Here is a 25,192-nt window from a genome sequence, read left to right as displayed (position 1 = left end):
CCCCCTTGGTTAAAGCGCAAACCTTTGGGAGAAATGTTTGTTCCACGAAAACGAAGGGTTAAAGGTATCGACAGCGGCGAACCTTCGACGCGGGGCTGTACCAGGCAAATCTCAACGAGCTTCGAAGACAGTCTTACGCTTTAGTCCTCGACGCGAAAGCCGATTTTGAGCGTTACTTGGTAATGGTCCGCTTTCGCAACCACGACATGGCCGCGTATTTCACCAACTTCAAACCAATCGATATTTTTGATCGTCTCCGATGCCTGCCAATCGCTTTTTGGATGGCATCATCGATGGAGGTCTTTGACGTGCCAACGATTTCGATTTTCTTGTAGACGTGCTCAGTCATACCGGGACTCCGTTGCTAACGCCGTCACGCTAGCCACGCACCCTCCAAATGGCAGGCACGGGAGTTCGTTTTTCTTGTAAATTCAGGAATCGCATTTCAGCTTTACGATGCAGCCGGCCTTCAGGCGGCGGCAAGCAGGTGGGCAACGGCCGGCATCTCAGCCAAGCCTTCCAGTCTTGGCTTGGCGAGAACGTAACCCTGGACGAGGGAGACGCCGAGGTCATGCAACACCTGAAGCTCATCGGTTGTTTCCACACCCTCGCACAAAGGAACGATCGAAAGCTCCTCGAGCATTCTTAGAGTATGCTTGACGATCGTGCGCCGGACTGGATCGGTGTCGATGCCTCTCACCATGTCCATGTCCAACTTGACGATATCTGGCTGAAAATGCGTGAGCAGACCGAGACCGGCGTGCCCGGCTCCGAAATCATCGATGGCGGTCTTGAACCCCATGTCGCGATAGGTGCGAAGAATATGCAGGACGTGCTTCGTGTCGAGCCGCTCGTCTTCCGTGAACTCGAAGATGATCCGGTCCAGTGGAAACCCGACCTTCATGGCTGTTGCAAGCGTCAGCCGGATACACGCGCGCGGCTCGTACACCGCGTTGGGCATGAAATTGATCGAGAGTTTGACCTGATCGTTTCTGTCGTAGAGCTTTGCGGCAAGCTCGATAGCTTTCACCCTGCACTGCTGATCGAAGGCGTAGCGATTGTCGGCGCTGACCTGGCTTAACACGGAGCCTGCGCCTTCTCCGTTTGGACCACGCACCAGCGCCTCGTGCGCAAAAATCGCGCCGGTCTTGATATCGACGATAGGCTGGAATGCCATCGTGAAGGGCAGATCGAAAGCCTTGGCATCGCGGCAGCCGTTGCATGAGTTCGACATCGTTCAGATCTCCGCGGTTAAACCGTAAGCTTATCGCAGGCCGATTAAGTTTCCCTGTACGGTCGCGTTAGATCGGTGAAGAGTATGCTGCGATAAGATTGCCGCCATATGTCTCGCTGTCCATGGATCTGTCTCACGATACGTCGTCATCCATGGCCGAAGTCTCTTCTTCGGAAAGGTTGCTAAACTCCGCCGGGTACACGCCGAAGCGCTCCGCAACATCGGGAGCGTAGCGAAGCAAATCCGGACGCAGCCGAACCAAAGCAAGATCTTTCGCCTTCGCCTCCAGCATGACGTCGAAATCGAAATCCGCGACCATCCGCATGAAAGTCGCAAACTCGAACGGATTGCAGAAATCCGCATGGCCGGTGAAGACCGGCGCGACCGGCTTCACGATCTTTTTTCTGGTGGCTTTGTCGACGGTGATCTTCTCGCGCATCTCGGTGCGAGGCGATGAGAAATGGATTTTTGGCTGCTGATCTGAGGGCCAGGTCGCCATGATTTTCGCGAAGGTATCAACCAGGTCCGCTCTCTCCGGGTTCAGACACCAGAAATGCTGGTGGTCGAAAATCAGCCGCACGCCCGTCTGCTCATGAATCCACAGGGCATCGGCCGCCGAAAACCTGATGTCGTGATGCTCCAGGACCAGTCTTCGCCGAACCGGTTCGGGAAGGGTGTGCCAGGTATCCACCCATCGCTGCCTGCTGGATGGGATGTCTCCGTAGGCGCCACCGACATGGATGACCAACACCGCCTCCGGCCCCAGACCCATCAAGTCGAGCATTTCTGCCTGGCTCAGCAGGTCCGACACACTCTTGGCGACAAGCTCGCGGTCCGGACTGTTCAGCACGATGTACTGAGATGGATGGAACGAGAGACGTATGTCGAGCCGACGGGCTTTGTCGCCAAGGGCGGCGAGCTCGGACTTGCTTTCATCGAGCATGCCATGGAACTGCGGCATGTCTGGATGGGTGGCATAGGGCGCCAAGTCAGATGATAGCCGGTACATGGAAATCTTGTGCTTGGCCAAGTGATCCAGAATCTGATCGACGTATTCGAGCGACACCTTCAGGTGAGGCATGTTCGATGCCCGTCGGGCATCGTTGCTCTTGAGGTCATCGCGGATCATCACTTTAACCGGAAATCCCAGACGCGATACGCGACTTCTCATGATGCCCCCTTTCGATGCCTTAACGGAACGCAATCTTCACGACACTGTTCCGACCACCGCGCTTGTAAACGGAACTACCAATGGTCCCGGCCATTAATACTGTAAAGGAACCCGGGAGCCACGACATGGAAAATGCATCGAAAAGTTTAGCCGATGAGTATCGCGCGCTTGGCGGCCGTCGAGTGGCAGTGATCGACGACAATGTCGGATCGTCTCGCAACTGGGATGACGACACACCGAAAGCGGCGGCGTTCTGGAACGAACGTATAGCGACCTTGTCGGAGCGGGAGAGACGTGACGTCGAAACTTTCCTCCCGTCGTTGAACGACGAGAGTGACGAGCCAGCCTCGAACTGACATCGGCATCCAGCGTAGGTTACCCAATGAACGTCGAGACAGTGCTTTTCCCACAGAGTGACTGGGTCCCGAATAATCAACGGTTGCCGGTCGTGGTCTATCGCGCCGCCATGCCGGACGGAGGTTCTTCCGCCTTCGAAGAGAACTTCGCACGGAACGGCTGGACGGGAATCTGGCGCAACGGCGTCTTCGATTATCAACGTTACCATTGCGGTGCTCATGAGGTACTCGGCATTGGCCGCGGCAGCGCCACACTCCTGATCGGCGGTCCAGCCGGCCAGGCGTTCGAAGTCTCGACGGGCGATTGCCTTGTCCTTCCTGCGGGAACAGGCCATCGCAAGCTCGCGTCATCGCACGACTTCCAGGTCGTCGGCGCCTATCCGCCGGATCAGCACGCGGACATCCAGACAGACGCGGCCACGCCTGCTATGCTAGACACGATCTTATCGTTAGCCCTGCCCAAGACCGACCCTCTGTTCGGATCAAGTGGCGACTTACTGGAAGCGTGGCGATGAGCAATTCGACTCCAGATGAGCCGACACCCGAAAGGCGTCGCTTCCGTTCCCGCCTTCGCCAAATGGAGATCATAGAGGATCTTCTGGAATTCGACCTCGCCAGCCTGGAGCTATATGCGGACACTGTCGCTGAAGAGCGACAACTTCTCACGAAACGACTTTTGCGGACCGGGTCCGATCGCTGAGCGCCCTTCTCGCGAACCCACGCCGGAGCGCACTTGCTGAAGGCGTTCGGCGGAACAATGCCGCCAATGTTCCCGTTTACAAGGCAACGGTTTGGAGGACACAGATGGCAGCGCATCGGGCTCAGTGGAAGGGACACTTGAAGATCGGTGAACTCAGTTGTGCGGTCGGGCTTTATACGGCCGCGTCCACATCCGAACGGCTCAGCTTCCACATGATTAACGAGGCGACCGGAAACCGGCTGAAGCGCGAATTCATCGACAGCGAGACCGAGAAAGTTGTGGAACGCGACCAGCAGGTGAAAGGCTTCGAGACAGGCAACGGCGACTATATCATGATCGACCCGGACGAAGTCGCGGCGGTCGTGCCGGATTCCGACAAAATGCTGGAGGCCGAAGCATTCATCCCCTGCGGAAAGATCGATGACGTCTACTTTGACAAGCCCTACTACCTCGTCCCGGTCGACGACGAAGATCATGAGGCGTTTACGAGCATTCGGGATGCTTTGAGCAATACCAGCGCGACGGCAATCGCGCGCACCGTCCTCTTCCGCCGGATGCGAACCGTTCTGATCCGGGCACACGGCAAGGGCATCATCGCCACCACACTCAACTTCGACTACGAGGTCCGATCCTCCGACGAGGCGTTCAAGGATGTGGCAAAGATCAAGGTCGAAGCCGAAATGCTCGACCTGGCCAAGCACATCATCGGCACCAAGAAGGGCGACTTCGACCCGGCCAAGTTCGATGACCGTTATGAAGACGCACTGGCCGCACTGGTGAAAGCAAAGTCCGAGGGCAAGCCACTCCCGAAATCCAAGCCCGTCAAGGTCTCCAAACCCAACGATCTCCTCAAGGCGCTGCGGGAGAGTGCCGGCATGGATAAGCCGTCAGTGAAGAAACCGAAGGCCGCCAATGCCAACGCGGGCAAGAAAGCACCTGCTTCAAAGTCCACTAAGAGCCCGGCGAAACCCACTCATAAGAAAGCGAGTTGATCGATGGCACCGCGTCGTCCCTATTGGAGAGGTTATCTCAAGCTCTCGCTCGTCACTTGCCCTGTGGCGATGACCCCCGCAACCTCTGAATCGGAAAAGGTTCGCTTCCACACACTCAACAAGGACACGGGAAATCGGGTTGTCTCGCAATATGTCGACAGCGTTACCGGTAAGCCTGTCAAAGACGAGCAAGAAGCCAAGGGCTACGAGCGAGGCGAGAACGACTATGTGCTCCTGAGGGACGAAGACCTGGAGTCGGTCGAGCTGGAGACTGTTCGGACGATCGACATCGAGAAATTCATTCCGCGCGGAAGCATCGAATGGGTTTACCTGGAAACGCCGTTTTATCTGACGGCGAACGACAAAATCGGCGATGAGGCCTTTGCGGTGATCCGACAAGCGATGGAGGCTGAAGACGTCGTTGGCGTTTCTCGCGTCGTTCTGGGTCGGCGCGAGCGGGCGGTCCTGCTGGAACCACGCGGCGAAGGCATCGTCGTCTGGACGCTCCGCTTTGGCGATGAAGTCCGGCCTGAAAGCGAGTATTTCACGGGGATCGAGAAAAAGTCGGACGCTAAGGGCGTATCGGCTGTCGAGGCTGTCATCAAGAAGCGCATGAAGGACTGGTCACCGGACATGGTGTCCGATCCTATTCAAGAAAGCTTGCTGAAGCTCATCGCCGATAAGAAGAAGGCAAAGAAGCCGAGCAAGGCGAAGGCTTCGAAATCCACAAAGGGTGACGACGAGCAAAAGAGCAACGTCGTTAATATCATGGATGCTCTGAAAAAGTCAGTTGCCAAAGAACTCAAATCCCGCAAAGCAGGATGATCGCTGCGCTAGCCTGAGCGACGACGACGCCACCTAAGCCTTCCTGAAGCGGGCAATGTGTGGTCATGCAGCCCGCTTCATAACTTTGGCCAGCCGCTTGATCGCCTGCTCCAACGGCCTTTGACCATCGCAATAGTCCTGCCACGCCGTATTATCTTTCAGAAGTCCAGGCACCGTGCGAATTGTGAACCGCTTCGGATCAAGACCTTTTTTTACTTGAGCCCAGTTCAGGGGCATCGAGACGGTTGCTCCCGGCCGGGCACGGGGCGACAGGGGAGCCACCGCCGTCGAAGTGCGGTCGTTTCTCAAATAATCCAGGAAGATCCGGCCCTCCCGCTGCGCCTTGGACATCTTGATCAGATACAGATCGGGATTGTCGCGGGCCATCTGCAGACACACGTCGTGCGCGAAAGCCTTGCCTTCGTCCCAGCTTAGCTTCTTTCCCTTCGGCACGGCGAGAGGCGTTACCACATGGAGGCCCTTGCCACCGGTCGTCTTGCAGAAGCTGACCAGACCCAACTCTTCAAGCCGATCCCTGATTTCTCGTGCGCCTTCTACCACTGTCGCGAAGTCGACACCGGGGCCTGGGTCCAGATCGAAGACGAGACGACCGGGGACTTCCGGCTGATAGGGCTCGCAGTTCCACGGATGCAACTCTGCGCCGCCGATTTGCGCGATAGCGGCCAGGCCCTCGACGCGGTCGATCTGCAGGTACGGCTGCTTGTCGCCAGACACTTTCACCTGCTCGATCAGGTTCGAGATCCCCTGCATTGCATGGCGCTGGAAGAACTGCTCCCCGCCGATACCGTCGGGCGTGCGAATGATCGAGCACGGTCGGCCCTTGATATGGTCAATAAGCCAGGGCCCGACTGCCGCATAATAGTGAGCAAGGTCGACTTTCGTTACCGGCTCGCCATCAAGAGCGTCAGGCCACAACTCCTTGTCCGGGCTGGATACCAGGACGCCCATCACGTCGACCTTCGCACCCTTGCGAAGACGGGAAGACTTCGTCGGCGTCGAAGCCGGCTTGGAAGCGGTTTCCGGGTCGGGCGTATCCACTTCCGTCGGTTCGGCCGGCTTCTCAGCCTCGACTTCTTTTGCGGGCTTGTCTTCTCGCAGGCCTTTGAACGCAGCTTGGCGCACTTGCCCATCGGCCGTCCAACCGGCGAACTCGATCTCGGCCACTAATTCCGGCTTCAGCCATACGATCTCGGCGGCTTTTTTCGGGGCGCCTATTCCGGTGAATGGCGATTTCGACGTTTCCAACGCTTGAAGCTTCGGCAGGATCTGGTCGACGACCTTCGCTCCGTAGCCCGTACCCACCCGTCCGACATAGACGAAATGGTCTCCGCGATAGACACCGACCAGCAGCGATCGAAATGCACCGCTGGTCGTGGCATAAGCACCGATCACCACCTCGTGCCCGGCCCGACACTTGGATTTTGCCCATGTCTCGCTTCGGCCGGATTGATATGGTGCATCGCCCTTTTTCGACACGATGCCTTCCAGCGAAAGTCGGCACGCCGACTTCAGCACTGCGTCGCCACCTGTCTCGAAATGCTCGACGAACCTCAGACGCGGATCGTCACCCGCATCGGACAGCATTGCCGACAACCGTTCTTTGCGCTCGGTGAGCGGCGCCTCGCGGAGATCTTCCCCACCTTCGAATAGGAGATCGAAAGCGAAGAAGACGAGATCATCCGTCTTTCCTTCCGATAGTGCTGCCTGCAGGGCGGCGAAGTCGGGAGCACCATGATCGTCGAGCGCACAGATCTCTCCGTCGATAATACAATCAGGAAGTGACGAGGCAGCCTTGGCGATGGCGGGCCATTTCGCGGTCCACTCCAGGCCTTTGCGTGTTTTCAAAGTCACCTCGCCATCTACCACACGCATCTGGATGCGGTAGCCGTCGAACTTGATCTCATGAATCCAGCCTGCGGCCGAAGGTGGACGAGACAGCGTTTCGCAAAGCTGCGGCGGCACGAATTCCGGCACGGCGCTGTTCGGCGGCTTCGCAGCGGCGGTTTTCCTGGTCGGCTTTGCCTTCGTCTTCGTTCCGGCATTACGCTCGTCGGCGGCGATCCCTTCGGTGCTATCCCACACAGCATCGGCTTCGACGGCAGAGCCCTTCTTCATGAAGGGTTTTGGCTTGCGGCCCTTTCCGGACGCGATCGCCTCCATAGTGCGACCAGATGCAACAGAGGTATCGTTCTCTTCAAGGATGGCCGCGCCGTTCTCCTCGACCGCATAGTCGTCGTGGTGCTTGATCAGAAGCCAGTTGGTTCGCTTCTCACCTTCGCGCCCCCGCATCCGGACAAGCACGAAACTGCCGTGCAGGCGCTCGCCTTCGAGCTTGAATTTGAAATCGCCCTTGGCCAAGGCTTGCTCAGGCGTTTTGTTTCCCTCCGGCTCCCAGTATCCCCTGTCCCAGAGCATGACGGTTCCGCCGCCATACTGGCCCTTGGGAATGGTGTCTTCGAAATCGCCATAGTCGAGCGGGTGATCCTCGACCTCGACTGCGAGCCTCTTATCTTGGGGATCGAGCGATGGTCCCTTTGTCACCGCCCACGATTTGAACACCCCGCCCATCTCGATCCGAAGATCGTAATGGAGCCGGGTCGCGTCGTGCTTCTGGATGATGAAGCGACGGCGGTTCGATGACTTCACCCCGGCTTCGCCGCTGGGCTCGGCGGTTTTCTTGAAGTCGCGTTTCTCGCGGTATTTCGAGAGATTATCGGCCATCGGCGTCTCACGGTGATTTGCAATGCAAATGTTGTCCGTGCGGCGTTTGTTCCACCTCTCGTCTCGCAAAAGCTGTGCATTCATCGGAAGGGGTAGCGAGATCCCAATTGTTAGCGTCATTCAACGAATGTGGAAGCTACCATCCAACTCTACCGGTGCCTTTCAAAGCTGCCGAGATGCCCGCTCTCTTAGCGAAAAGCGTGGAAAGTCTAACATAAATTTCAGTGCGATGTCCTCCGGATCGTACCAGATATCGAGGTCGGGCAAATGTGCGGGCCGCCCCGCTCCCAACTTTAACAACGTCGGATAACCTCTTCGATTGCCGATACCAACTCTTCCATCCCAAATGGTTTCCGCAAAAGAGTGGCCCGCGCCTGCTCGTCCAACACTGGACCGGGAGTCATGCCAGTCGCAATGATGATCGCGATCTGAGGCCAACGTTTCCTGATCTCGTGGCAGAAGTCCTCACCGCTCATCCGGGGCAGCCCTAGATCGGTCAACACAATGTCGGCGACCTCTTGCTCCAGGAGCAGGAGTGCCTCCTCGGCGGATCCTGCCTCACGGGCTTGGTATCCTGCCTCTGCCAGCATATCCATAGCCGACATTCGGATCAGTGGCTCATCCTCGACAAGCAGGAGGGATACGACCCTTCCCTCTTCATGCCCGCTCATCGCTATCTCGTTACTTGCCGGCGCCTCGGATGCAAGGCGAGCAACGGCAACATCCTGCTGTTGGCGGTTGTTGAGGACATAGCGGATCTTGTGAGCGAGCTGCTCACGGCTGTAGGGCTTCGACAGTAGCTGTACGCCCCGATCCAGCCGACCACCGTGAACAATCGAGTTTTCAGTGTATCCTGATGTGAACAGTACTCCGATGTGCGGAAGGCGTTCCTTGGCTTTCCTGGCAAGGTCGGCGCTCTTGAGGGAGCCAGGCATCACCACATCCGTGAACAACAGGTCGATTGCGACGCCACTTTCGATGATCGTCAGCGCGGACGCGGCGTCTGGGGCTTTCAGCACTCGATAACCAAGCTCCTGGAGAAGCTCGATGACTGTTGCGCGCACTCCCTCGTCGTCCTCGGCCACAAGGATAGTTTCCTGGCCGCCTTCCACGGGCATGTCGGGCCGGATTACCTCCAAATCTTCCTGCTGGGTCGAACGCGGAAGATACATCTTGATCGTCGTGCCAAGACCGAGCTCGCTATAGATTTTTACATGACCGCCGGTTTGCTTGACGAAGCCGTAGACCATTGAGAGCCCGAGGCCGGTGCCTTTTCCCTCGGGTTTGGTCGAGAAGAAAGGTTCGAACACCTTCTCCATGACCTCGGGTGCCATTCCGCTTCCAGAATCCGTGACCGAAAGCACAACATATTGCCCGGGATCGACGTCCTGATGCAAGCGAGCGTACGAGTCGTCGAGAAATGCGTTGCCGACCTCGATTGTAAGTTTGCCAAACCCTTCCATGGCATCACGCGCGTTGATTGCCAGGTTCAATAGGGCGTTCTCGATCTGCATGGGATCGACCAGCGTATTCCAAAGACCACCAGAGGCAATTGTCTCTACCTCGACTCCCTCACCAATCGTACGCCGCAGCATGTCGTCCATACCACGAACGAGCCGGCCGACGTTGACGACACGCGGATCAAGCGCCTGACGGCGTCCGAACGCTAAAAGCTGGGATGCCAGTTTGGCACCTCGATTAACGCCTTCGAGCGCGTTGGCGGCGCGCCGCTGCGCCCTGTCGTTTCCGGCAAGGTCCTTACTGAGCAGTTGAAGGTTGCCGGCTACGACCTGCAGCAGGTTATTGAAGTCGTGCGCCACGCCCCCCGTCAGGTTGCCGATCGCCTCCATTTTTTGCGACTGCTGGAGGGCCAGTTCCGTTTTCTTGAGGGCGGCAGCCGCTTCCTGTTCTTCGGTGATATCGCGCCCGACGGCATGGATAAACTGGTTATCCGGGACGGCTGTCCAGGAAATAACACGGTAGCCTCCGTCCTTGGTCTGATACCGGTTGATGAATTTGAAAGTGGTGACCCCCTTCCCCAGTTTTCCGACTTCCTGCATGGTGGCGTCGACGTCGTCAACATGGATAAGGTCCATGAACGATCTGCCAATAAGGTCGGTTTCGACCCACCCCAGGACTGCGGTCCAGGCAGGATTGATTGCGCTAATTGTGGCGTCGAAACTGGCTACAAGCATGATATCCGTCGACAACCGCCACATGCGGTCTCGATCAGCCGTCCGTTCCGCTACCCTCTGCTCGAGAGTCTGCGTCAAGTCCTCAAGCTTCGCCCTCGCAGTCCGCTGATCTTCAATATCGGTGTTGGTGCCGATCCAACGCAATACATCGCCTTTATCGTTCTTGATCGGAACGGCCCGTCCAATGTGCCACCGATAATTTCCGCCCCTGTTGCGCAGGCGGAACTCGGTTTCATATGTAGATCCCGTGTTGAGCGCTGAAGCCCACTGTTCAGACGTCGAAGCAAGGTCGTCAGGATGGACCATTTGGGCCCAGCCTTCACCGTGCAACTCGTCCTGCATCAGCCCCGAGTAGTCGAGAACGCGATCATTGAACCAATCGAGCTGACCATCAGATCGCGCCGTCCAGACATGATTGGGGAGAGCCTGCATCAGAGCGCGGAAGCGGGCTTCGCTGTCGCGAAGCTCGGCCTGAGCCTTTCGGCGATCAGTGACATCCTGAACGACCCCGACGAAACGAATAGGATCTCCCTGTTCATCGCGTTCGAATTCGCCTCGGCGAGCTATGATCCGAATGTCGCCTGAGTCGGCGCGGCGGATATGATATTCCACGTTAAGCGGGGAGGTGCCGTCCTTGCGCGTCTGCGGGTTGGACGCCACATCTTGATCCTCGGCGACCACCAAATCCTGGATTGCGGAGATTGGAATTGCTTCGACCTCATCGAGGCCGTAGATTTTGCAGAATTCGGGCGTCGGTGTGAGCACGTCGTCTACGAGGCTAAGCGAAAAGACACCCACGCCCCCGGCCTGCTGTGCCCGACGCAGCTTGGCTTCCGCTTCCTTCAACGCCTCGCCGGCCAAATGCTCGACCGTGCGATCCCGGAGAACCTTGACAAGTCCGATCGCGTTCCCGGCCCCGTCGCGGAGCGGGCGGATCTCGCCATTGGCCCAGAATTTTTCGCCGGACCTACGAAGATGCCATCGATCGTGATGCGCCTCACCGAACTCGAGCGCGGCGTCCATGGCTTCTTTCGGTTTGTCGGCTGCGCGATCTTCCGGCGTGAACAGCATTTCCCAGTAGAGACCGCCGACTTCGTCTTCCGTCCAGCCGAACGTCCGTCTTGCACCGTCGCTCCAGCGAAGTATCCTCCCGTCAAGGTCGAGCGCGATGATGGCATAATCAATGGCACTATCGATAATCTGGCGGCTTTGTTGTTCGCTTGCCAGAAGCGCCTGCTCGACCTCTACCCGATCTGTCACGTCCGAGCCTTGCGCGAAGACGCCTACAATTTCCCCATCGGGATCACGGACGGGTTGGTAGATGAGGTCAATCGCCCTTTTTTCCTGCGGGCTATCTACATGCGCCTGGAACGTTATTGGAACAGCTGAGGCCACATAGGGCCTACCGGTGGTGTAGACTTGATCGAGTAATTCGAAGAAGCCTTGTCCTTCCAGATCGGGATACGCTTGGCGAGCGGATTTCCCAATCACGTCCCGGTTTCCGACGAGCCGCAGATAAGCCTGATTGACAAGTTCGAAGACGTGGTCGGGGCCGCGCATCATCGCGATAAAGCCAGGCGCCTGCTCGAACATGTATCGCAAGCGGTCGCGCTCGCTGTCGCGCCAGCGGGCAGCCTGAACTTTTTCCGTCGTTTCGATCACGACCGCAAGAACGCCGATTGGTAATTCGCCCGATCCGACGATCGGTGAGTAGTCGAGGTCAAACCAAGCCTGAACCGGCTGGCCTTTGCGGTCCAAGGTCAGCTCCTGTCCGCGGTAGGCAAGATTATTGCCAGCCAAGACGACACGCATGACATTGTCGTTGAAATCCGCAGCCTCTGGCCATCCCGTTCGGACATCGCAGCCCAAAAGGCTCGGATGTTTGGCGCCAGCGAGTGCAGCATAGGCGTCGTTATAGACCATGACGCCTCGCTCTCCCCACATCGTCACCATCGGGACGTTAGAACGCAGGATCAGCGAGACTGTCGACTTTACCTCGGCAGGCCATGCAGACATTGGCCCTAAGGCCGTTTCGGCCCATGGAAAAGCACGAATGACGTCAATAATGTCGCCACTGACACCTGAAAATGGGAAATTTGAGATCGCCGCCACCCACGCATGTTTTCTTTGTGCGAGATGTAATTGATTTCATGGAAAAGTACATCTTCAGCTGCCGGTTTCGGAGTGAGGCGCCGCCACCGGTTTTGACTCTGGCGACCCCTTGAACCGAAGAAAGATCGACAGGACGACCAGAACTGCCGTCGACAGGAATTCCGACTGCCAGTTCTGTAACGATTCAAACCAGAACTGCGCGGTGCCGAGATGGTCGAGCAGAGAGACCGGCTGTTGTCCATGCATCACCGCTTCGGCATTTGCGTCCTCGGCGCTATATCTCAGGTGAAGCACGAAACTGAGAACGAACAATAGCGCCAGCCCGATCCCGAGCGAATACGAGTAAAGCGTGCGCGCGACACCTCCAACCCGCACTGGCCACGGTGTGTCCCCAGCGGTCTGTCTGTCCTTTGGGTCCTGATCCTGGGCGGCCGGCTCGTCTGGATCCTTGGACTCTGCGGAGCCGCGCTGGAAAAGTATTGCTGTCAGCATCACGTAGGCCGACATCTGAAGAAACTCGCTTTCCCAATTTTCGAAGATTGCCGACAGGAAGTGACCGGACAGCGCGTAACTTGCGAGGCTGATCTGGGACGAACCGTGCTCCGAAAGTTGTTCGTTGTACACGTTCCAGCCTGTCAGGAGCATGCCTCCGATCGTTGAAAGCGACAACACCAGCAACACGATGGTAAGCCCGTTATCCCGAATGATGCGCAATCGTCGGTCCTCCAGAAAGTAGCGGCCCCGGGTCACAGGCGCCGGCGTGTATTCGCTATCGCGATCTCGTCGATGTTCGAACATGCTCGTTACGGCCGGGATTTCATCGCGCGCCCCACACGGGCCAAGGCGGGTAGCTCGATCAGCAGCGACAGACCATCGTCGCGCCAATGCCGAGTGATATTGCCTCCAAGTTGCTTCTCCACGACCGCCCCGAGAAGTATGTTCCCGAACCCCCGCGCTGGCTCACCTTGCGTTACCGTGCCACCGAGTTCATCCCAGGTAAGCGTCAAGCCAGTCTCATTCGCAAACCAACTGATCCGTAATCTGCCGTGGCGCTGAGCGAGTGCTCCATGAACAGCTGCGTTGGCGGCGAGTTCATGGATCGCCAGACCGAGGGGTTGCGCGGCAGGAGCGGGAACCATGACAAGCGGCCCATCGATCTCGATGCCACTGTCGCCAAAAACCTCGACTTGCGTGCGGACAATTTCGGAGAACTCCACCTCCTGCCAGCCTTTTCAGCCAGAAGCATATGGGTGCGCGACAGGGCTTGAACACGCTGCTGCACGGAAGCCGCGTAACTGGCTGCATTGTCAGATCTCGAAAGACGCACGATGCTGTCGACGACTGCCAGAACATTTTTCGTCCGGTGATCGACCTCGAGAAGCAGGCGGTGCTCGGCTTCCTCGAGTGTTTGTATTCGCCGATAGTCGGTGACATCAATTTGCGAGGCGAAGTAGTATGCAAGTTCGCCGTGTTCGTCATGGATCGCGCTTAAATGAAGCTGGTTCCAGAACGGCGTCCCGTCTTTCTTGTAGTTTAGAATTTCGATTGTAAGATCGCGCTGCCTCGCAATGGCCGCCCTAATCTGAGCCACTGCGGTTTGAGACGTCGCTTCTCCCTGCAAAATACGGCAATTCTTGCCGAGGAGGTCTTCGGCAGTGTAACCGGTCAAGTTTAGGAACGCGTCGTTTGCGAGGACGATCGGGTAATCCTCTTGCCGGGCATCCGAAACGACCATTGGCATTCGTGTCCGCTGAAACGCAAATGCCGAAAGCTCCTTCCGATCGAGCATCCCCTGTTCCGTTGCCGCAGCGGGAAGATCGCCTTCAATGTCGGACTGCACTGGACTGGACAACGTTCACCTCGGCTGAATGGTGACGAAATAACGCAGTGTCCGAAGGAATGTTTCAGCCGTTCATCGCATTTCGCCGTCGCGCAAGATTAGAGTGGCAAACCTCAAGTTTTTTAGGGTCCAGGTCATCAAACGGCGATCAACCGGCGTTCCGACGATGGCGTTGAACTACCCTTGCCACCCATCAGTCGGGGAATAACCGGAACAAAGCGCGCATCCTGGTGTTCAGTGTTCAACTGTAAGCTGGAGGTCGGTGTGCGCTTCATTCCAACGATTGTTCATGGGGTCGCCGATTATCTTGTTGGGCTAGCCGTTATCGCTCTGCCTTTCCTACTGGGATCTGAAGGTGCCGTGAAAGGCATCCTGATCGCGCTCGGCGTAGTGGTTCTCTTGTACAGCCTTGTGACGGACTACGAGCTTGGGGCCATACGTTTCCTTCGCATACGCTTCCATCTGCTGCTTGACGCGTTGTTCGGGGTCGTGATGCTCCTCCTGCCGCTGACCCTCGATATGACCGGTACGGCACAGTGGCCATTTTTTGTCTTCGGCGTCCTTTCTTTGGCGCTGGTATTCACCACGAAGATCCGTGGCGAGGGCACCGCAGCCTGATTGTTTCTTGAAGGAGATATAAGTGAAAGCACTGTGTTGGCACGGCAAAGGTGACATTCGTTGCGACAGCGTTCCCGATCCGAAGATCGAAGATGGTCGAGACGTCATTATCAAAATGACCGCCTGCGCGATTTGCGGGTCGGACCTGCACCTCATGGATGGCTACATTCCCTTTATGGAAAAAGGTGACATTCTCGGCCATGAATTCATGGGCGAAGTGGTTGAAGTCGGCCGCGACAACAAGAAATTGAAGGTCGGGGACCGGGTCGTCGTTCCATTCACCATCTGCTGCGGCGAGTGTCAGCAATGCCTGAAAGGCAACTGGTCGGTCTGCGAAAGGACCAACCGCAACGCCGACAATGCGACGAAGGCTTTTGGTTATCCAACGGCAGGGCTGTTTGGGTACTCCCATCTCACCGGTGCGTATGCCGGCGGCCAGGCGGAATATGTTCGCGTCCCTTACGCTGACGTTTCGCCGATCATTATTCCGAACGGCATGAGCGACGAGCAGGCGCTGTTCCTCGGTGATATCTTCCCGACAGGCTGGATGGCGGCCGCGAACTGCGAGATCGAACCGTCCGATATCGTGGCGATCTGGGGCTGTGGCCCCGTCGGCCAGTTCTGCATCAAAAGCGCGCTGATGCAGGGCGCCGCTCGCGTTATAGCGATCGACAATGTACCGGAACGCCTTGCACTGGCGCAGCAGGCTGGAGCCGAGATCATCAACTTCGACGATGAAGATGCAACCATTCCCGACCGCATCAAGGAAATGACAGGCGGGCACGGCGCGGACAAGTGCATTGATGCAGTGGGCGCTGAATCCCATGCCACTGCATCGTTCGACGCCGTCATCGACAAGGTCAAGGCGGCGACGCTTCTGGGCACGGACCGGCCGCACGCCCTGCGCGCTGCCATCATGGCCTGCCGCCCGGGTGGCATCGTTTCGGTTCCCGGCGTCTATGGCGGGTTCCTCGATAAGATTCCGTTCGGAGCCGCGATGAATAAGGGCCTGACCATCCGCACCGGACAGACTCACGTCAACCGCTACTCGCTCGATCTTCTTCGCCGCATCGAGGAGGGCGAGATCGATCCCAGCTTCATCATCACCCACCGGGCGAACCTAGAGGACGGTCCATCGCTTTATGAGACCTTCCGCGACAAGAAAGACAACTGCATCAAAGTCGTTCTGACTGCCTGACAAAATCGTGGCGGTGAGGGAGCCCGAGGCGCGGAACTTTGAATTTTGCGCGGAGTTAAACGACGACACAACTTTGGAGATTGAAATGAACGATGAAACACGAGCCATCTTTGTAACGGGCTTGAAGAATGCTCACGCCATGGAGAACCAGGCCCTCTCGATCATGAAGCCGCAGCTGTCGCGCATCGAGAATTATCCCGAAGTCGCGGCGAAACTGGAACAGCACATTCGTGAAACAGAAGGCCAGATAGTTCGTATTGAAGACGTTCTCGCAGGGCTTAATGAAGATCACTCCTCGTTGAAGGACATGGCGCTGTCATTTACCGGAGCGATGGCGGCGATGGGCCACGCGATGGCGGGCGACGAAATCTTGAAGAATTCCTTTGCCAACTTTGCCTTCGAAAACTTCGAAATGGCCGCCTACAAGTCTCTTTTGACAGTTGCAGAAGCAGGCGGATACGCCGCTGCCACGTCGGCGCTGCAGGCGAACCTTGCAGAAGAGAAAGCCATGGCGCAGTGGCTCAACGAAAACTTGGTTTCAGTTACGACCAAATTTCTGTCGCTGCGGGAAGCCGGCGAAAAAGCCAAAGTCTAGCCTCGCTGTGATCTCGCTGCGATCGTGAATAGTAAGGCCCTGCCCCCGCCACCGCTGTTGGCGGGGCGGCTTCAGCGCTGGGAACATTTTCGTGAACGCTACGTTGAGTCGCCGCGAACAGTTTTGCCGCCGAAGGAGAACATAATGGCCGAGAAAACATTGGACGACCTGTTCCTTGACACCCTCAAGGATATTTATTTCGCCGAGAAGCAAATTCTCAAAGCGCTGCCGAAAATGGCCCGTGCTGCTCAGTCCGAAGAAGGCAAAGCCGGGTTCTTGCAGCATCGCGATGAAACGCAGGGCCAGATCGAGCGCCTGGAGCAGGTCTTCGAACTTCTTGGCAAAGCGGCCCGCGGCAAGACCTGCGAAGCCATCCAGGGCATCATCGCCGAGGGCGAAGAAATCATGGAGGAGTACAAGGGTTCGGTTGCACTCGATGCAGGCCTAATTTCCTCGGCGCAGGCAGTCGAGCATTATGAGATCGCGCGTTACGGCACCCTGATTGCGTGGGCCGACCAGCTCGGTCTCGCTGATGCGATCCCTCTTCTTCAGGCAAACCTTGCCGAGGAAGAGGCGACCGACCAGAAGCTCACTCAGCTTGCAAAAGCTTCAGCAAATCCCAAGGGCAAGAAATCTGCCTAATATTTCGTCGTCTCTTGAGAGGCCGCCCAATCGGGCGGCCTTTTCTCTATGCGCCGTCACCATTCTGAGGAGACACCGATGGTCAAAAAGTCTTCACCGTCAAAACAAGCAGCTTCGCCGAAGATGTCCAAGTCCAAGAACCCGTCTACCCCAAATTCCATCGGCTTCAACACCATAACCATCCATGACCAGCAGCTTCATCGCGGAGTGTGAGGCGAGCTCCACCAGTTCGCCGAAGATGGGCATGAGGTGTTGACGACGGCCCAGGGTGGTCCAGTAGCCGACGACCAAAACACGCTGCGTGTCGGTGCCCGCGGTCCGCTCGTCATGGACGACTTCCATTATCGCGAGAAGATGTTTCATTTCGACCACGAGCGCATCCCGGAACGGGTTGTCCACGCTCGCGGTTACGGCGCGCATGGCTTCTTCGAAACCTACGAGTCCCTTGCTGCCTACACCCGGGCCGACCTTTTTCAACGACCGGGAGAAAAGACGCCAGCCTTCGTTCGGTTCTCGACCGTCGCCGGGAACAAGGGATCAGCCGACCTCGCTCGCGACGTTCGGGGTTTCGCCGTCAAGCTTTATACCCAGGAGGGCAACTGGGATCTTGTCGGCAACAACATTCCGGTGTTTTTCATTCAGGACGCCATTAAGTTCCCGGATGTGATCCATGCCGCCAAGCAGGAGCCTGATCGTGCTTTCCCGCAGGCGCAGACAGCCCACGACAATTTCTGGGACTTCATCAGCCTGACGCCCGAAAGCATGCACATGGTCATGTGGATCATGTCCGATCGCACCATTCCGCGCTCGTTCCGCTTCATGGAAGGTTTTGGCGTCCATACGTTCCGGTTCGTCAACGCCAAGGATGAGTCCACTTTCGTCAAGTTCCATTGGAAACCGAAGCTCGGGCTGCAGTCAGTCGCCTGGAACGAGGCCGTCAAGATCAACGGCGCCGATCCGGATTTTCATCGCCGCGACCTCTGGCAATCGATCCAGTCCGGAAACTTTCCTGAATGGGAACTGTGCGTCCAGCTGTTTGATCAGGAGTTTGCCGAAAACTTCGATTTCGACATCCTTGATCCGACGAAGATCATACCGGAAGAAATCCTGCCACCGCAGCCAATCGGCCGACTTGTGCTCGATCGCATGCCAGACAATTTCTTCGCCGAAACCGAGCAGGTCGCGTTCATGACCCAGAACGTGCCGCCGGGTATCGACTTCAGCAACGATCCGCTGCTGCAGGGTCGCAACTTCTCCTACCTCGATACGCAGCTGAAGCGTCTGGGCGGCCCGAACTTCACGCATCTGCCAATCAATGCGCCGAAGTGTCCGTTCCACAATTTCCAGCAGGACGGCCACATGGCGATGCGCAACCCGGTGGGCAGGACTAACTATCAGCCGAACTCGCGCAACGAGGGACCACGGGAGTCTCCGGTGAATGGCTACCGGCACTTTCCGTCCGAAGAACAGGGTTCGAAGGTCCGCCTTCGCCCTGAAAGCTTCGCCGACCACTATAGCCAAGCCCGCCAGTTCTATATCAGCCAGACCCCGCCGGAGCAGCGCCACATCGCCATGGCGCTGACCTTTGAGCTCAGCAAGGTCGAAGCGCCGGTCATTCGGGAACGAATGGTCTCTCATCTGATGAACATCGACGAGACCCTGGCAACGACCGTCGCGCAGAAGCTGGGGTTCCAGTCGATGCCGAAGCCGGCCGATGCGGCTATGCCGACCCGTCAGGATCTGGAGCCCTCGCCAGCACTTAGCATCGTCGAGCGCGGTCCCAAGCGTTTCGAAGGTCGCAAGCTCGGGATCCTGATCACCGACGGGGTCGATGCCAAGTTGCTAAAGGAACTGACCACGGCGATCACCAAGGAGAAGGCGGTTTTTGAATTGATTGCGCCGAAGGTTGGTGGCGTGACGGCATCTGATGGGTCCTGGATAGAGGCGCATCACATGATCGACGGCGGGCCATCGGTTCTGTTCGATGCCGTTGCCGTTCTCACTTCCGCCGCCGCAATCGACGATCTGGTGAAGGAGGCGACTGCCCGAGACTTCGTTGCTGACGCGTTCCAGCACTGCAAGTTCATCGGTTACGATCAGTCGGCGTTGCCGTTGCTTGAGAAGGCCGGGATCGCCAACGATCTTGACGAAGGTGTCCTGGCTCTGCCGGGAGAAGACGGTCTGTCCGCGTTCGTGTCGGAACTTGGCAAACTCCGTGTTTGGGGACGCGAGCCATCGGTAAAGCTTGGAAAAGCCTCACCGCCGATCAACTGACCGTCCCTGGGGCGCGGTTCTCCGCGCCCCAACTCAGGCCTGCCCGTTAGGGCTTAGGCTGGCAGCACGTCGATAGCAGGGATACGCGGGTGACACGATGGGCATCTGACGCAATCGATTGTCGTAGCGAATTGGAACCGTATAACATCGCGTTCCTCAGCGAACCAACGCTTCGATTTCACAGAGGTCGTTGCGAATAGATGTCGCAGCGACACCTGCTTGCCCCATCGCGTGGCTGATCTGGTCGAGACCAATCACGACATCGCCAGCGGCATAAAAGCCTGGCACGCTCGTCCTCTGATGACTGTCAACGTCGATGCATCCTTCGTCCGAAACGCGGGCTCCGGCGGATTTCGCCAAGTCGGAACGAATGTCGGAGCCCAGGGCCGGGTAGAGTGAAGCGAACGCAAATGATCGCGCAGCTGTAGCAACGGTGATGGTATCTGCACCTAACGCAATTGATATCACCGGTCCGTCCTCAACTTTGACGCCGAGACCTTCCAAGTCTCTTTGCTCGGCGTCGGCAAGTTGATGCTCTCCATCAGGCGCCAGCAGCGTCACATCCCGGGTGTAGCTTCGCAAGAACTTTGCTTCGCTAAACCCTTTCGTGCCCGAACCGAGGACACCAACGGGCTTGTCCGAGACCTCGAACCCATCGCAGACCGGGCAATAACGCAGCAACCCACGCGCTACCGCCTCGTCGTGCGCGGCTGGCAGCATCGATGGACGATGGTTGAGGACGCCCGTCGCCATCAGGACCGTCCGTGCAAACGATGTGCCCCGGTCGCACTGCAAAGTAAAAAGGCCATGGTCTTTTTGCACTCCCGTGATCTTGCGCCCTCGGATCGAAGCGCCGTACCGCTGTGCTTGTGCGCGCATTCGAGCCAGAAGTTCCGGCCCACTAATCCCATCCGGAAATCCTGCATGATTATGCGATATCGGGATCATCGCCGCCCTGCTGGTGTTATCGTCGAATACCGTCACCGAGAGATGATAGCGGGCCAGATAAATTGCCGCCGTTAAGCCAGCGGGACCGCCACCGATGACCGCACAGTCCCAGATAGTCTGTTCAAGCTTGCCCGACATTGAAGCCTTTCTTTGCCCTCGCATTTTCAAGAGCCGCGACGGCCGAGGATCTTTGTCTTTTTCACTCACCGAGGAGCCGTCTAGACTTGGGGCGGGTTTTGTCGCCGGCGCGGAGCTCGACCCAAAGCAACGACCAGCCGTCCCCGTTGGTCGGTTCTTCATACTACCTCTACCCCTTCTCAGACTGCAAAAGTCGAGTGCGTTCGATTAGCGGTCTCGCTGGGCTAGCGCCCGCAAGCCCTGAGGCGTCCAGATACGCTTCCAGTTCGTCCAGCGTACCGGTTTTCTCGTAGGGCAGTCTTGTGGGAACGGTTAATTTCCAAGCGTAAAGCGACATGGTGATCATTTGTCATCGCCAGCTGTTGATCTCTTGCTGACGAACGTGCGTGAACGCCCCTTGGAGACAACGACATCACCTTGGGTGCCATCGCGGCTTAGATCCACCTCGTTAAGGTTGAGCGACTCTGGCTTTGAAACAGACTTAGCAATCGTGGGCGTCGGGAACGATCTGTTTTTAGGGTTTTCTGGGGTCATCTGGTTTCTCCTGTGGCGCGCTAACTGGTTCTGCGCGAACAAGTTCCCACGCCAAGCATCGCGGAAAGGCGCTTCAACAGGAACGAAGAATATCAAGCCTTTCTTTATCTCGGAACGCGAGGGGTCGGGTCCGGCGAGATCTGTCTATTCGAAACAAGGAACGATCATGACCAAAAAGATCCCGACGGTAATACAGTGACCGCTGCCATTTCGGCTGCACATCTGGTCTATCCGCCGACGGGAGGCATCAACGACGAGAAAACGCGGCGACAAGGCCCGGCAAAGAGTGGCAAAACCAGCATATAAACGAAAGCCGCAGCCCGATGCCTCGGTCTCGCGCTGCGATGCTGACAGTTCCGGTTTCCCTAAACCATGAAGCCGGTCGGACATGAGCCGTCTCCGGCCGTCGGACAGTCGCAGATTGAGCCAGTGAGCCGGGAGGAACTTTAACGCCTTCAGCAGGTTCAATCAGCTCCAGCAGGAGACACGCATGGCTGTTCAGCTTTCGCTTGAAGAAACAGATCTCGCGCCGGCGACCGAGACCGGTTCGGGCGTGCTCGCTTTCGCTCCCGATCTTGGATATTTGCGCCTCTCAATCGTGAATGTTGTCTTCTATGGGGATCCGACGAAGGGTGACGGCTGGGTCCTTATTGATACGGGGCTAGCGACGTCCAAGGCGAGTATCATCCATGCTGCGGAACACCGCTTTGGCCAGAACAGCAGACCGTCCGCGATCATCATGACCCATGGCCATTTTGACCATGCTGGATCGATCGAAGCATTGGTACGGCACTGGGACGTACCGGTCTTTGCCCACCCTTTGGAATTTCCCTATCTGACGGGACAAGCTTCCTACCCACCGGCAGACCCACTGGTCGGCGGGGGCCTGATGGCATTGCTATCGCCACTGTTTCCCCGCTCTCCCGTCAATGTCGAACCATGGCTGAAAATGCTTCCGGCAGACCAGACGGTACCCTCCATGCCCGGATGGACGTGGGTGCACACACCGGGACACGCGCCCGGCCACGTCTCCCTGTGGCGCCAATCTGACCGTACGCTGATTTCAGGTGATGCAATTGTGACAACCGGCCAGGAGTCGGTTTACGAAGCAGTTATGCAGTCGCCGGAAATGCATGGACCGCCACGCTACTTCACCCCGGATTGGGACGAGGCGGAGCGATCGGTCAAGCACCTCGCGGCGCTGGAGCCCGAGCTTGTGATGAGCGGCCACGGCAAGCCAGTCAGAGGGCCGAGCATGCGAAACCGGCTGAACGAACTGGCAACAAATTTCCGAAATATTGCTGTCCCGGAAGGACGCCCATACACTGATGATCCGGCTAAGCCGGGCAAAAGCGGCAATGACACTTATCGATAGAGTCAAGGTGCGGCCACCGACGGTTTTTATGCACGGCAGAGGTGTAGCCCATCAGAAGGACTGGCACGCGCCGAATTGAAGCCTTGCGGCGCAAACCTAACCCCTGCCGCGGTCGTCGGAGATTTCCGGGCCGATCTCAGCTGTGTTCATCGGACCTTCAGCCGCGTTCAATTCGATGACCGTCTTGAAGAAAATACTCGCTCTTAAGCGTAAAGCGTGTCGAAGACATCGGCCGATCAAGGCGCCGGAAGACGTTGTTATCCCCGGCGCCAGACATTCTGCCCGATCCCCAGCATCAAATTCACGTCTCGCCCGTTTGGTAGGGCCCACCAGGAAGCAAACATGCGCACAGATCAATGGCTTTCTCTTCTCATCATCGCTTTGATGATGGGCGCTTTCGTGTGGGGCCGATATCGGTACGATGTGGTCGCTGTCGGATCCCTTCTGGCGGCAATTGGTGTCGGTATTGTCCCGGCACATGATGCCTTCTCGGGGTTTTCAGACGATATCGTCATTATCGTCGGTAGCGCGCTCGTCGTCAGCGCGGCCATTTCAAGATCGGGCCTGATGGACGTCGCGTTGCGGCGCCTGTCGCCCGAAAGGCGCGGGCCGAGGACGCAGCTGATCATTCTGGTGATTATCGTCGCCGTGCTATCCGCGTTCATCAAGAATATTGGCGCCCTCGCCATCATGATCCCGGTCGCCATGCAGATGGCCCGGAAATCGAGCGTGTCGCCGTCCATGTTTTTGATGCCGATGTCGTTTGCGTCTCTCCTCGGCGGACTGATGACGCAGATCGGAACATCGCCGAACATCATCGTATCGCGGTTCGTGAGGAGATCACCGGGCAGCCTTTCACGATGTTCGACTACACCCCCGTGGGAGTGGCGCTTACGGTCACGGGCGTCCTCTTTCTCGGCCTCTGTTACAAACTGCTTCCTGAACGGGCCCGGCAGGAAGCCTCGATGAACGAGGCCGTAAACATCAAGAACTACACGACCGAGGCCCGGATTACCTCCTTGTCCGGTGCAATCGGCCAGTCGGTGAGCTGGCTGCAGAAACCGGGCGGCGGCGATGCGATGGTTACGGCAATCATCGGCGACGGGGGTCAAAAGCGAACTCCGCTTCCTGACACAATCCTGAAAGATGGCGACCTTCTGATAATCGAGGGTGAGCAAAGCGCGCTCGACAAGATTGTCAGCGAGGCGAAGCTCCAGCTGTCCGATCGAGTGGTCGCGCCTGACGAGGCCATAGACATCACCTCTGTCGAAGCGATCGTCGGCGAGCATTCACGCCTCATCGGCCTGAGCGCGAAGGACGTTTCACTCTTCGACAACACCGGTCTCAACCTGCTCGCCGTCAGCCGTCGTGACAAACGTTTCACGGAACGCTTAGGCGAAATCAAGATCCGCAACGGCGACGTCGTCGTTCTCCAAGGAGATCTGCAAGCCCTTCCCGATCTCCTGCGAGAATGGGGATGCCTGCCGCTCGTCGAGCGCGACCTGAAGCTGGGCAGTGCCCGCAACGCTATCCTTCCTGTCCTTATTCTTGCCGCCGCAATGGGCGCAACGGCGTTCGGGGGTGTGCCCGTTGCGGCCGCGTTCTTCATGGTCGTAAGCGGGTCTTTGCCCCTCCGTGAGGTCTATCGACATCTCGACGCACCGATCCTGATCATGCTCGCTGCACTCATTCCAATCAGCGGCTCGCTGAAAACCACCGGAACGACTGATATCATTGCCAACTTGCTATCGCGCACGGCCGAGATGTTGCCGCCTTATGGTGCGCTGGCTCTGATTATGGTCGCGGCCATGGCGGTCACGCCGTTTCTCAACAACGCGGCTACCGTTCTGGTTATGGCCCCGATCGCTGCCACCTTCGCATCGAAGCTAGGGTTTCAGCCGGACGCATTTCTGATGGCGGTCGCTATTGGCGCCGGCTGTGATTTTTTGACGCCCATCGGCCACCAGTGCAATACGCTGGTGATGGGTCCAGGCGGATACCGGTTCGGCGACTACGCCCGTTTGGGCCTGCCCCTGTCCTTCATCGTTCTCATCGTCAGCGTTCCGATGTTACTGCTTGTCTGGCCGATATAGACCACAGAAATTCGGCTTTAAGAACATGCAGTATTGGAGGATTGCACCATGGAAACGTTGATCGGAGTGAATCCGGGGATTGAGACCGATGAACATCAGACGGGCCCGCCTTTGCCGGTAACCTCATCTGAGAAGGTCAATGCGGTCATCCACTACTACCGGGGCGAGATGGGCAGGATGACCAGCTGGCGGGATCGAATTGACCGCACGTCCAACTGGGCGATCACCGTCGTCGCAGCATTGTTGTCGATCTCTCTTTCAACTCCAACATCGCATCATGGCGTCATCCTGTTCGGTATGCTGATCATCTCGCTGCTCTTGTTGATCGAAGCCCGGCAGTATCGGTTCTTCGATGTCTATCGCAGCCGAGTGAGGCAGCTCGAACGTTATTATTTTGCGCAAGTTATGAGCCCGCAGGCGGATCTTACGTCCGACTGGGCAAGCGCGATCGCCAAAAGTCTTAGGAAACCGACATTCTTCATCACCTACCGCGAAGCTGTCTTTCGGCGCATTGAACCGCCCCGACTTTGCCGGAGACCGTTTGGTTTAAGTTATGCGGCCATAGCTGGTGCGTCCAGCGTGGCGTAGTATCGTTCTTCTGCCTCTGCAG

At 57.5% G+C, this 25,192-nt stretch carries 17 protein-coding genes and 5 pseudogenes; 12 read left to right on the top strand and 10 right to left on the bottom strand.

What is annotated here, in order from left to right; translation table 11 throughout:
- Positions 1–140 precede the first annotated feature (140 nt).
- The 3 genes and pseudogenes from ASC86_RS11920 to uvsE all read right to left on the bottom strand — a co-directional run bounded on the left by ASC86_RS11920 (position 141) and on the right by uvsE (position 2,363).
- Positions 141–349, bottom strand: a pseudogene (locus tag ASC86_RS11920) (dodecin).
- A 120-nt stretch (positions 350–469) separates the two neighbouring features.
- Positions 470–1,234, bottom strand: coding sequence for an EAL domain-containing protein (locus ASC86_RS11915; RefSeq protein WP_056320979.1), 765 nt, complete (start codon positions 1,232–1,234; stop codon positions 470–472).
- A 133-nt stretch (positions 1,235–1,367) separates the two neighbouring features.
- Complete coding sequence (uvsE, locus tag ASC86_RS11910) at positions 1,368–2,363, bottom strand: UV DNA damage repair endonuclease UvsE (RefSeq protein ID WP_244477602.1); 996 nt, start codon at positions 2,361–2,363, stop codon at positions 1,368–1,370.
- A gap of 167 nt (positions 2,364–2,530) precedes the next feature.
- On the opposite strand from uvsE, the gene ASC86_RS11905 reads away from it, so the two are divergent.
- The 4 genes from ASC86_RS11905 (at position 2,531) to ASC86_RS11890 (ending at position 5,278) form a co-directional block, all read left to right on the top strand.
- Complete coding sequence (locus ASC86_RS11905; RefSeq protein WP_082510142.1) at positions 2,531–2,761, top strand: hypothetical protein; 231 nt, start codon at positions 2,531–2,533, stop codon at positions 2,759–2,761.
- A 26-nt stretch (positions 2,762–2,787) separates the two neighbouring features.
- The gene (locus tag ASC86_RS11900; RefSeq protein ID WP_056320971.1) at positions 2,788–3,276 is read left to right on the top strand and encodes a hypothetical protein; all 489 of its coding nucleotides are present in this window, start codon (positions 2,788–2,790) and stop codon (positions 3,274–3,276) included.
- Between the two features lie 289 nt (positions 3,277–3,565).
- Positions 3,566–4,453, top strand: a complete 888-nt coding sequence (locus ASC86_RS11895) for a Ku protein (protein ID WP_056320968.1) — start codon at positions 3,566–3,568, stop codon at positions 4,451–4,453.
- A 3-nt stretch (positions 4,454–4,456) separates the two neighbouring features.
- A complete protein-coding gene (locus ASC86_RS11890) occupies positions 4,457–5,278 on the top strand; it encodes a Ku protein (protein WP_056320966.1) in 822 nt (273 codons plus the stop codon).
- A gap of 63 nt (positions 5,279–5,341) precedes the next feature.
- On the opposite strand, the gene ligD is transcribed toward ASC86_RS11890, so the two are convergent.
- The 4 genes and pseudogenes from ligD to ASC86_RS11870 form a co-directional block, all read right to left on the bottom strand.
- The gene (gene ligD / locus ASC86_RS11885) at positions 5,342–8,020 is read right to left on the bottom strand and encodes a DNA ligase D (RefSeq protein WP_056320963.1); all 2,679 of its coding nucleotides are present in this window, start codon (positions 8,018–8,020) and stop codon (positions 5,342–5,344) included.
- 293 nt (positions 8,021–8,313) lie between these two features.
- Complete coding sequence (locus ASC86_RS11880; protein WP_244477601.1) at positions 8,314–12,138, bottom strand: PAS domain S-box protein; 3,825 nt, start codon at positions 12,136–12,138, stop codon at positions 8,314–8,316.
- A gap of 243 nt (positions 12,139–12,381) precedes the next feature.
- Positions 12,382–13,041 (bottom strand): DUF6766 family protein, encoded by a 660-nt coding sequence (locus ASC86_RS11875; RefSeq protein ID WP_056321066.1) that lies wholly within the window; start codon positions 13,039–13,041, stop codon positions 12,382–12,384.
- 89 nt (positions 13,042–13,130) lie between these two features.
- Positions 13,131–14,179: pseudogene (locus ASC86_RS11870) on the bottom strand (PAS domain-containing protein).
- Between the two features lie 252 nt (positions 14,180–14,431).
- On the opposite strand from ASC86_RS11870, the gene ASC86_RS11865 reads away from it, so the two are divergent.
- From ASC86_RS11865 to catE, 5 genes and pseudogenes are all read left to right on the top strand, one after another.
- Positions 14,432–14,785 carry a hypothetical protein gene (locus ASC86_RS11865; protein ID WP_056321063.1) on the top strand — a complete coding sequence of 118 codons (354 nt, stop codon included), beginning with the start codon at positions 14,432–14,434 and terminating at the stop codon, positions 14,783–14,785.
- 22 nt (positions 14,786–14,807) lie between these two features.
- On the top strand, positions 14,808–15,983 hold the full coding sequence (locus ASC86_RS11860; protein WP_056320960.1) for a zinc-dependent alcohol dehydrogenase: 1,176 nt from the start codon (positions 14,808–14,810) through the stop codon (positions 15,981–15,983).
- A gap of 85 nt (positions 15,984–16,068) precedes the next feature.
- On the top strand, positions 16,069–16,578 hold the full coding sequence (locus ASC86_RS11855) for a ferritin-like domain-containing protein (protein WP_056320957.1): 510 nt from the start codon (positions 16,069–16,071) through the stop codon (positions 16,576–16,578).
- 141 nt (positions 16,579–16,719) lie between these two features.
- On the top strand, positions 16,720–17,220 hold the full coding sequence (locus tag ASC86_RS11850; RefSeq protein WP_156387028.1) for a ferritin-like domain-containing protein: 501 nt from the start codon (positions 16,720–16,722) through the stop codon (positions 17,218–17,220).
- Between the two features lie 123 nt (positions 17,221–17,343).
- Positions 17,344–19,494: pseudogene (catE, locus tag ASC86_RS11845) on the top strand (catalase C).
- A 156-nt stretch (positions 19,495–19,650) separates the two neighbouring features.
- On the opposite strand, the gene ASC86_RS11840 reads toward catE, so the two are convergent.
- The 3 genes from ASC86_RS11840 to ASC86_RS25785 form a co-directional block, all read right to left on the bottom strand.
- Positions 19,651–20,580, bottom strand: a complete 930-nt coding sequence (locus tag ASC86_RS11840; protein WP_156387026.1) for an NAD(P)/FAD-dependent oxidoreductase — start codon at positions 20,578–20,580, stop codon at positions 19,651–19,653.
- Between the two features lie 342 nt (positions 20,581–20,922).
- The gene (locus tag ASC86_RS25790; RefSeq protein WP_156387025.1) at positions 20,923–21,114 is read right to left on the bottom strand and encodes a hypothetical protein; all 192 of its coding nucleotides are present in this window, start codon (positions 21,112–21,114) and stop codon (positions 20,923–20,925) included.
- Positions 21,115–21,258: 144 nt separating this feature from the next.
- Positions 21,259–21,504, bottom strand: a complete 246-nt coding sequence (locus ASC86_RS25785; RefSeq protein WP_156387024.1) for a hypothetical protein — start codon at positions 21,502–21,504, stop codon at positions 21,259–21,261.
- A gap of 100 nt (positions 21,505–21,604) precedes the next feature.
- Here ASC86_RS25785 and ASC86_RS11835 point away from each other — a divergent pair, with 100 nt between their 5' ends.
- From ASC86_RS11835 to ASC86_RS11825, 3 genes and pseudogenes are all read left to right on the top strand, one after another.
- Positions 21,605–22,489, top strand: coding sequence for an MBL fold metallo-hydrolase (locus ASC86_RS11835; RefSeq protein WP_056320946.1), 885 nt, complete (start codon positions 21,605–21,607; stop codon positions 22,487–22,489).
- Positions 22,490–22,831: 342 nt separating this feature from the next.
- Positions 22,832–24,582: pseudogene (locus ASC86_RS11830) on the top strand (SLC13 family permease).
- A 48-nt stretch (positions 24,583–24,630) separates the two neighbouring features.
- Positions 24,631–25,098 (top strand): annotated as a pseudogene (locus tag ASC86_RS11825) (DUF2270 domain-containing protein); the annotation flags it as partial.
- Positions 25,099–25,192 lie beyond the last annotated feature (94 nt).

This window comes from Rhizobium sp. Root1212, assembly GCF_001424985.1.
In the GTDB taxonomy this organism is placed as follows: domain Bacteria; phylum Pseudomonadota; class Alphaproteobacteria; order Rhizobiales; family Rhizobiaceae; genus Pararhizobium.
The sequence above is the reverse complement of the archived record's forward strand: the minus strand, read 5'-3'. Positions and strand labels throughout refer to the sequence as shown.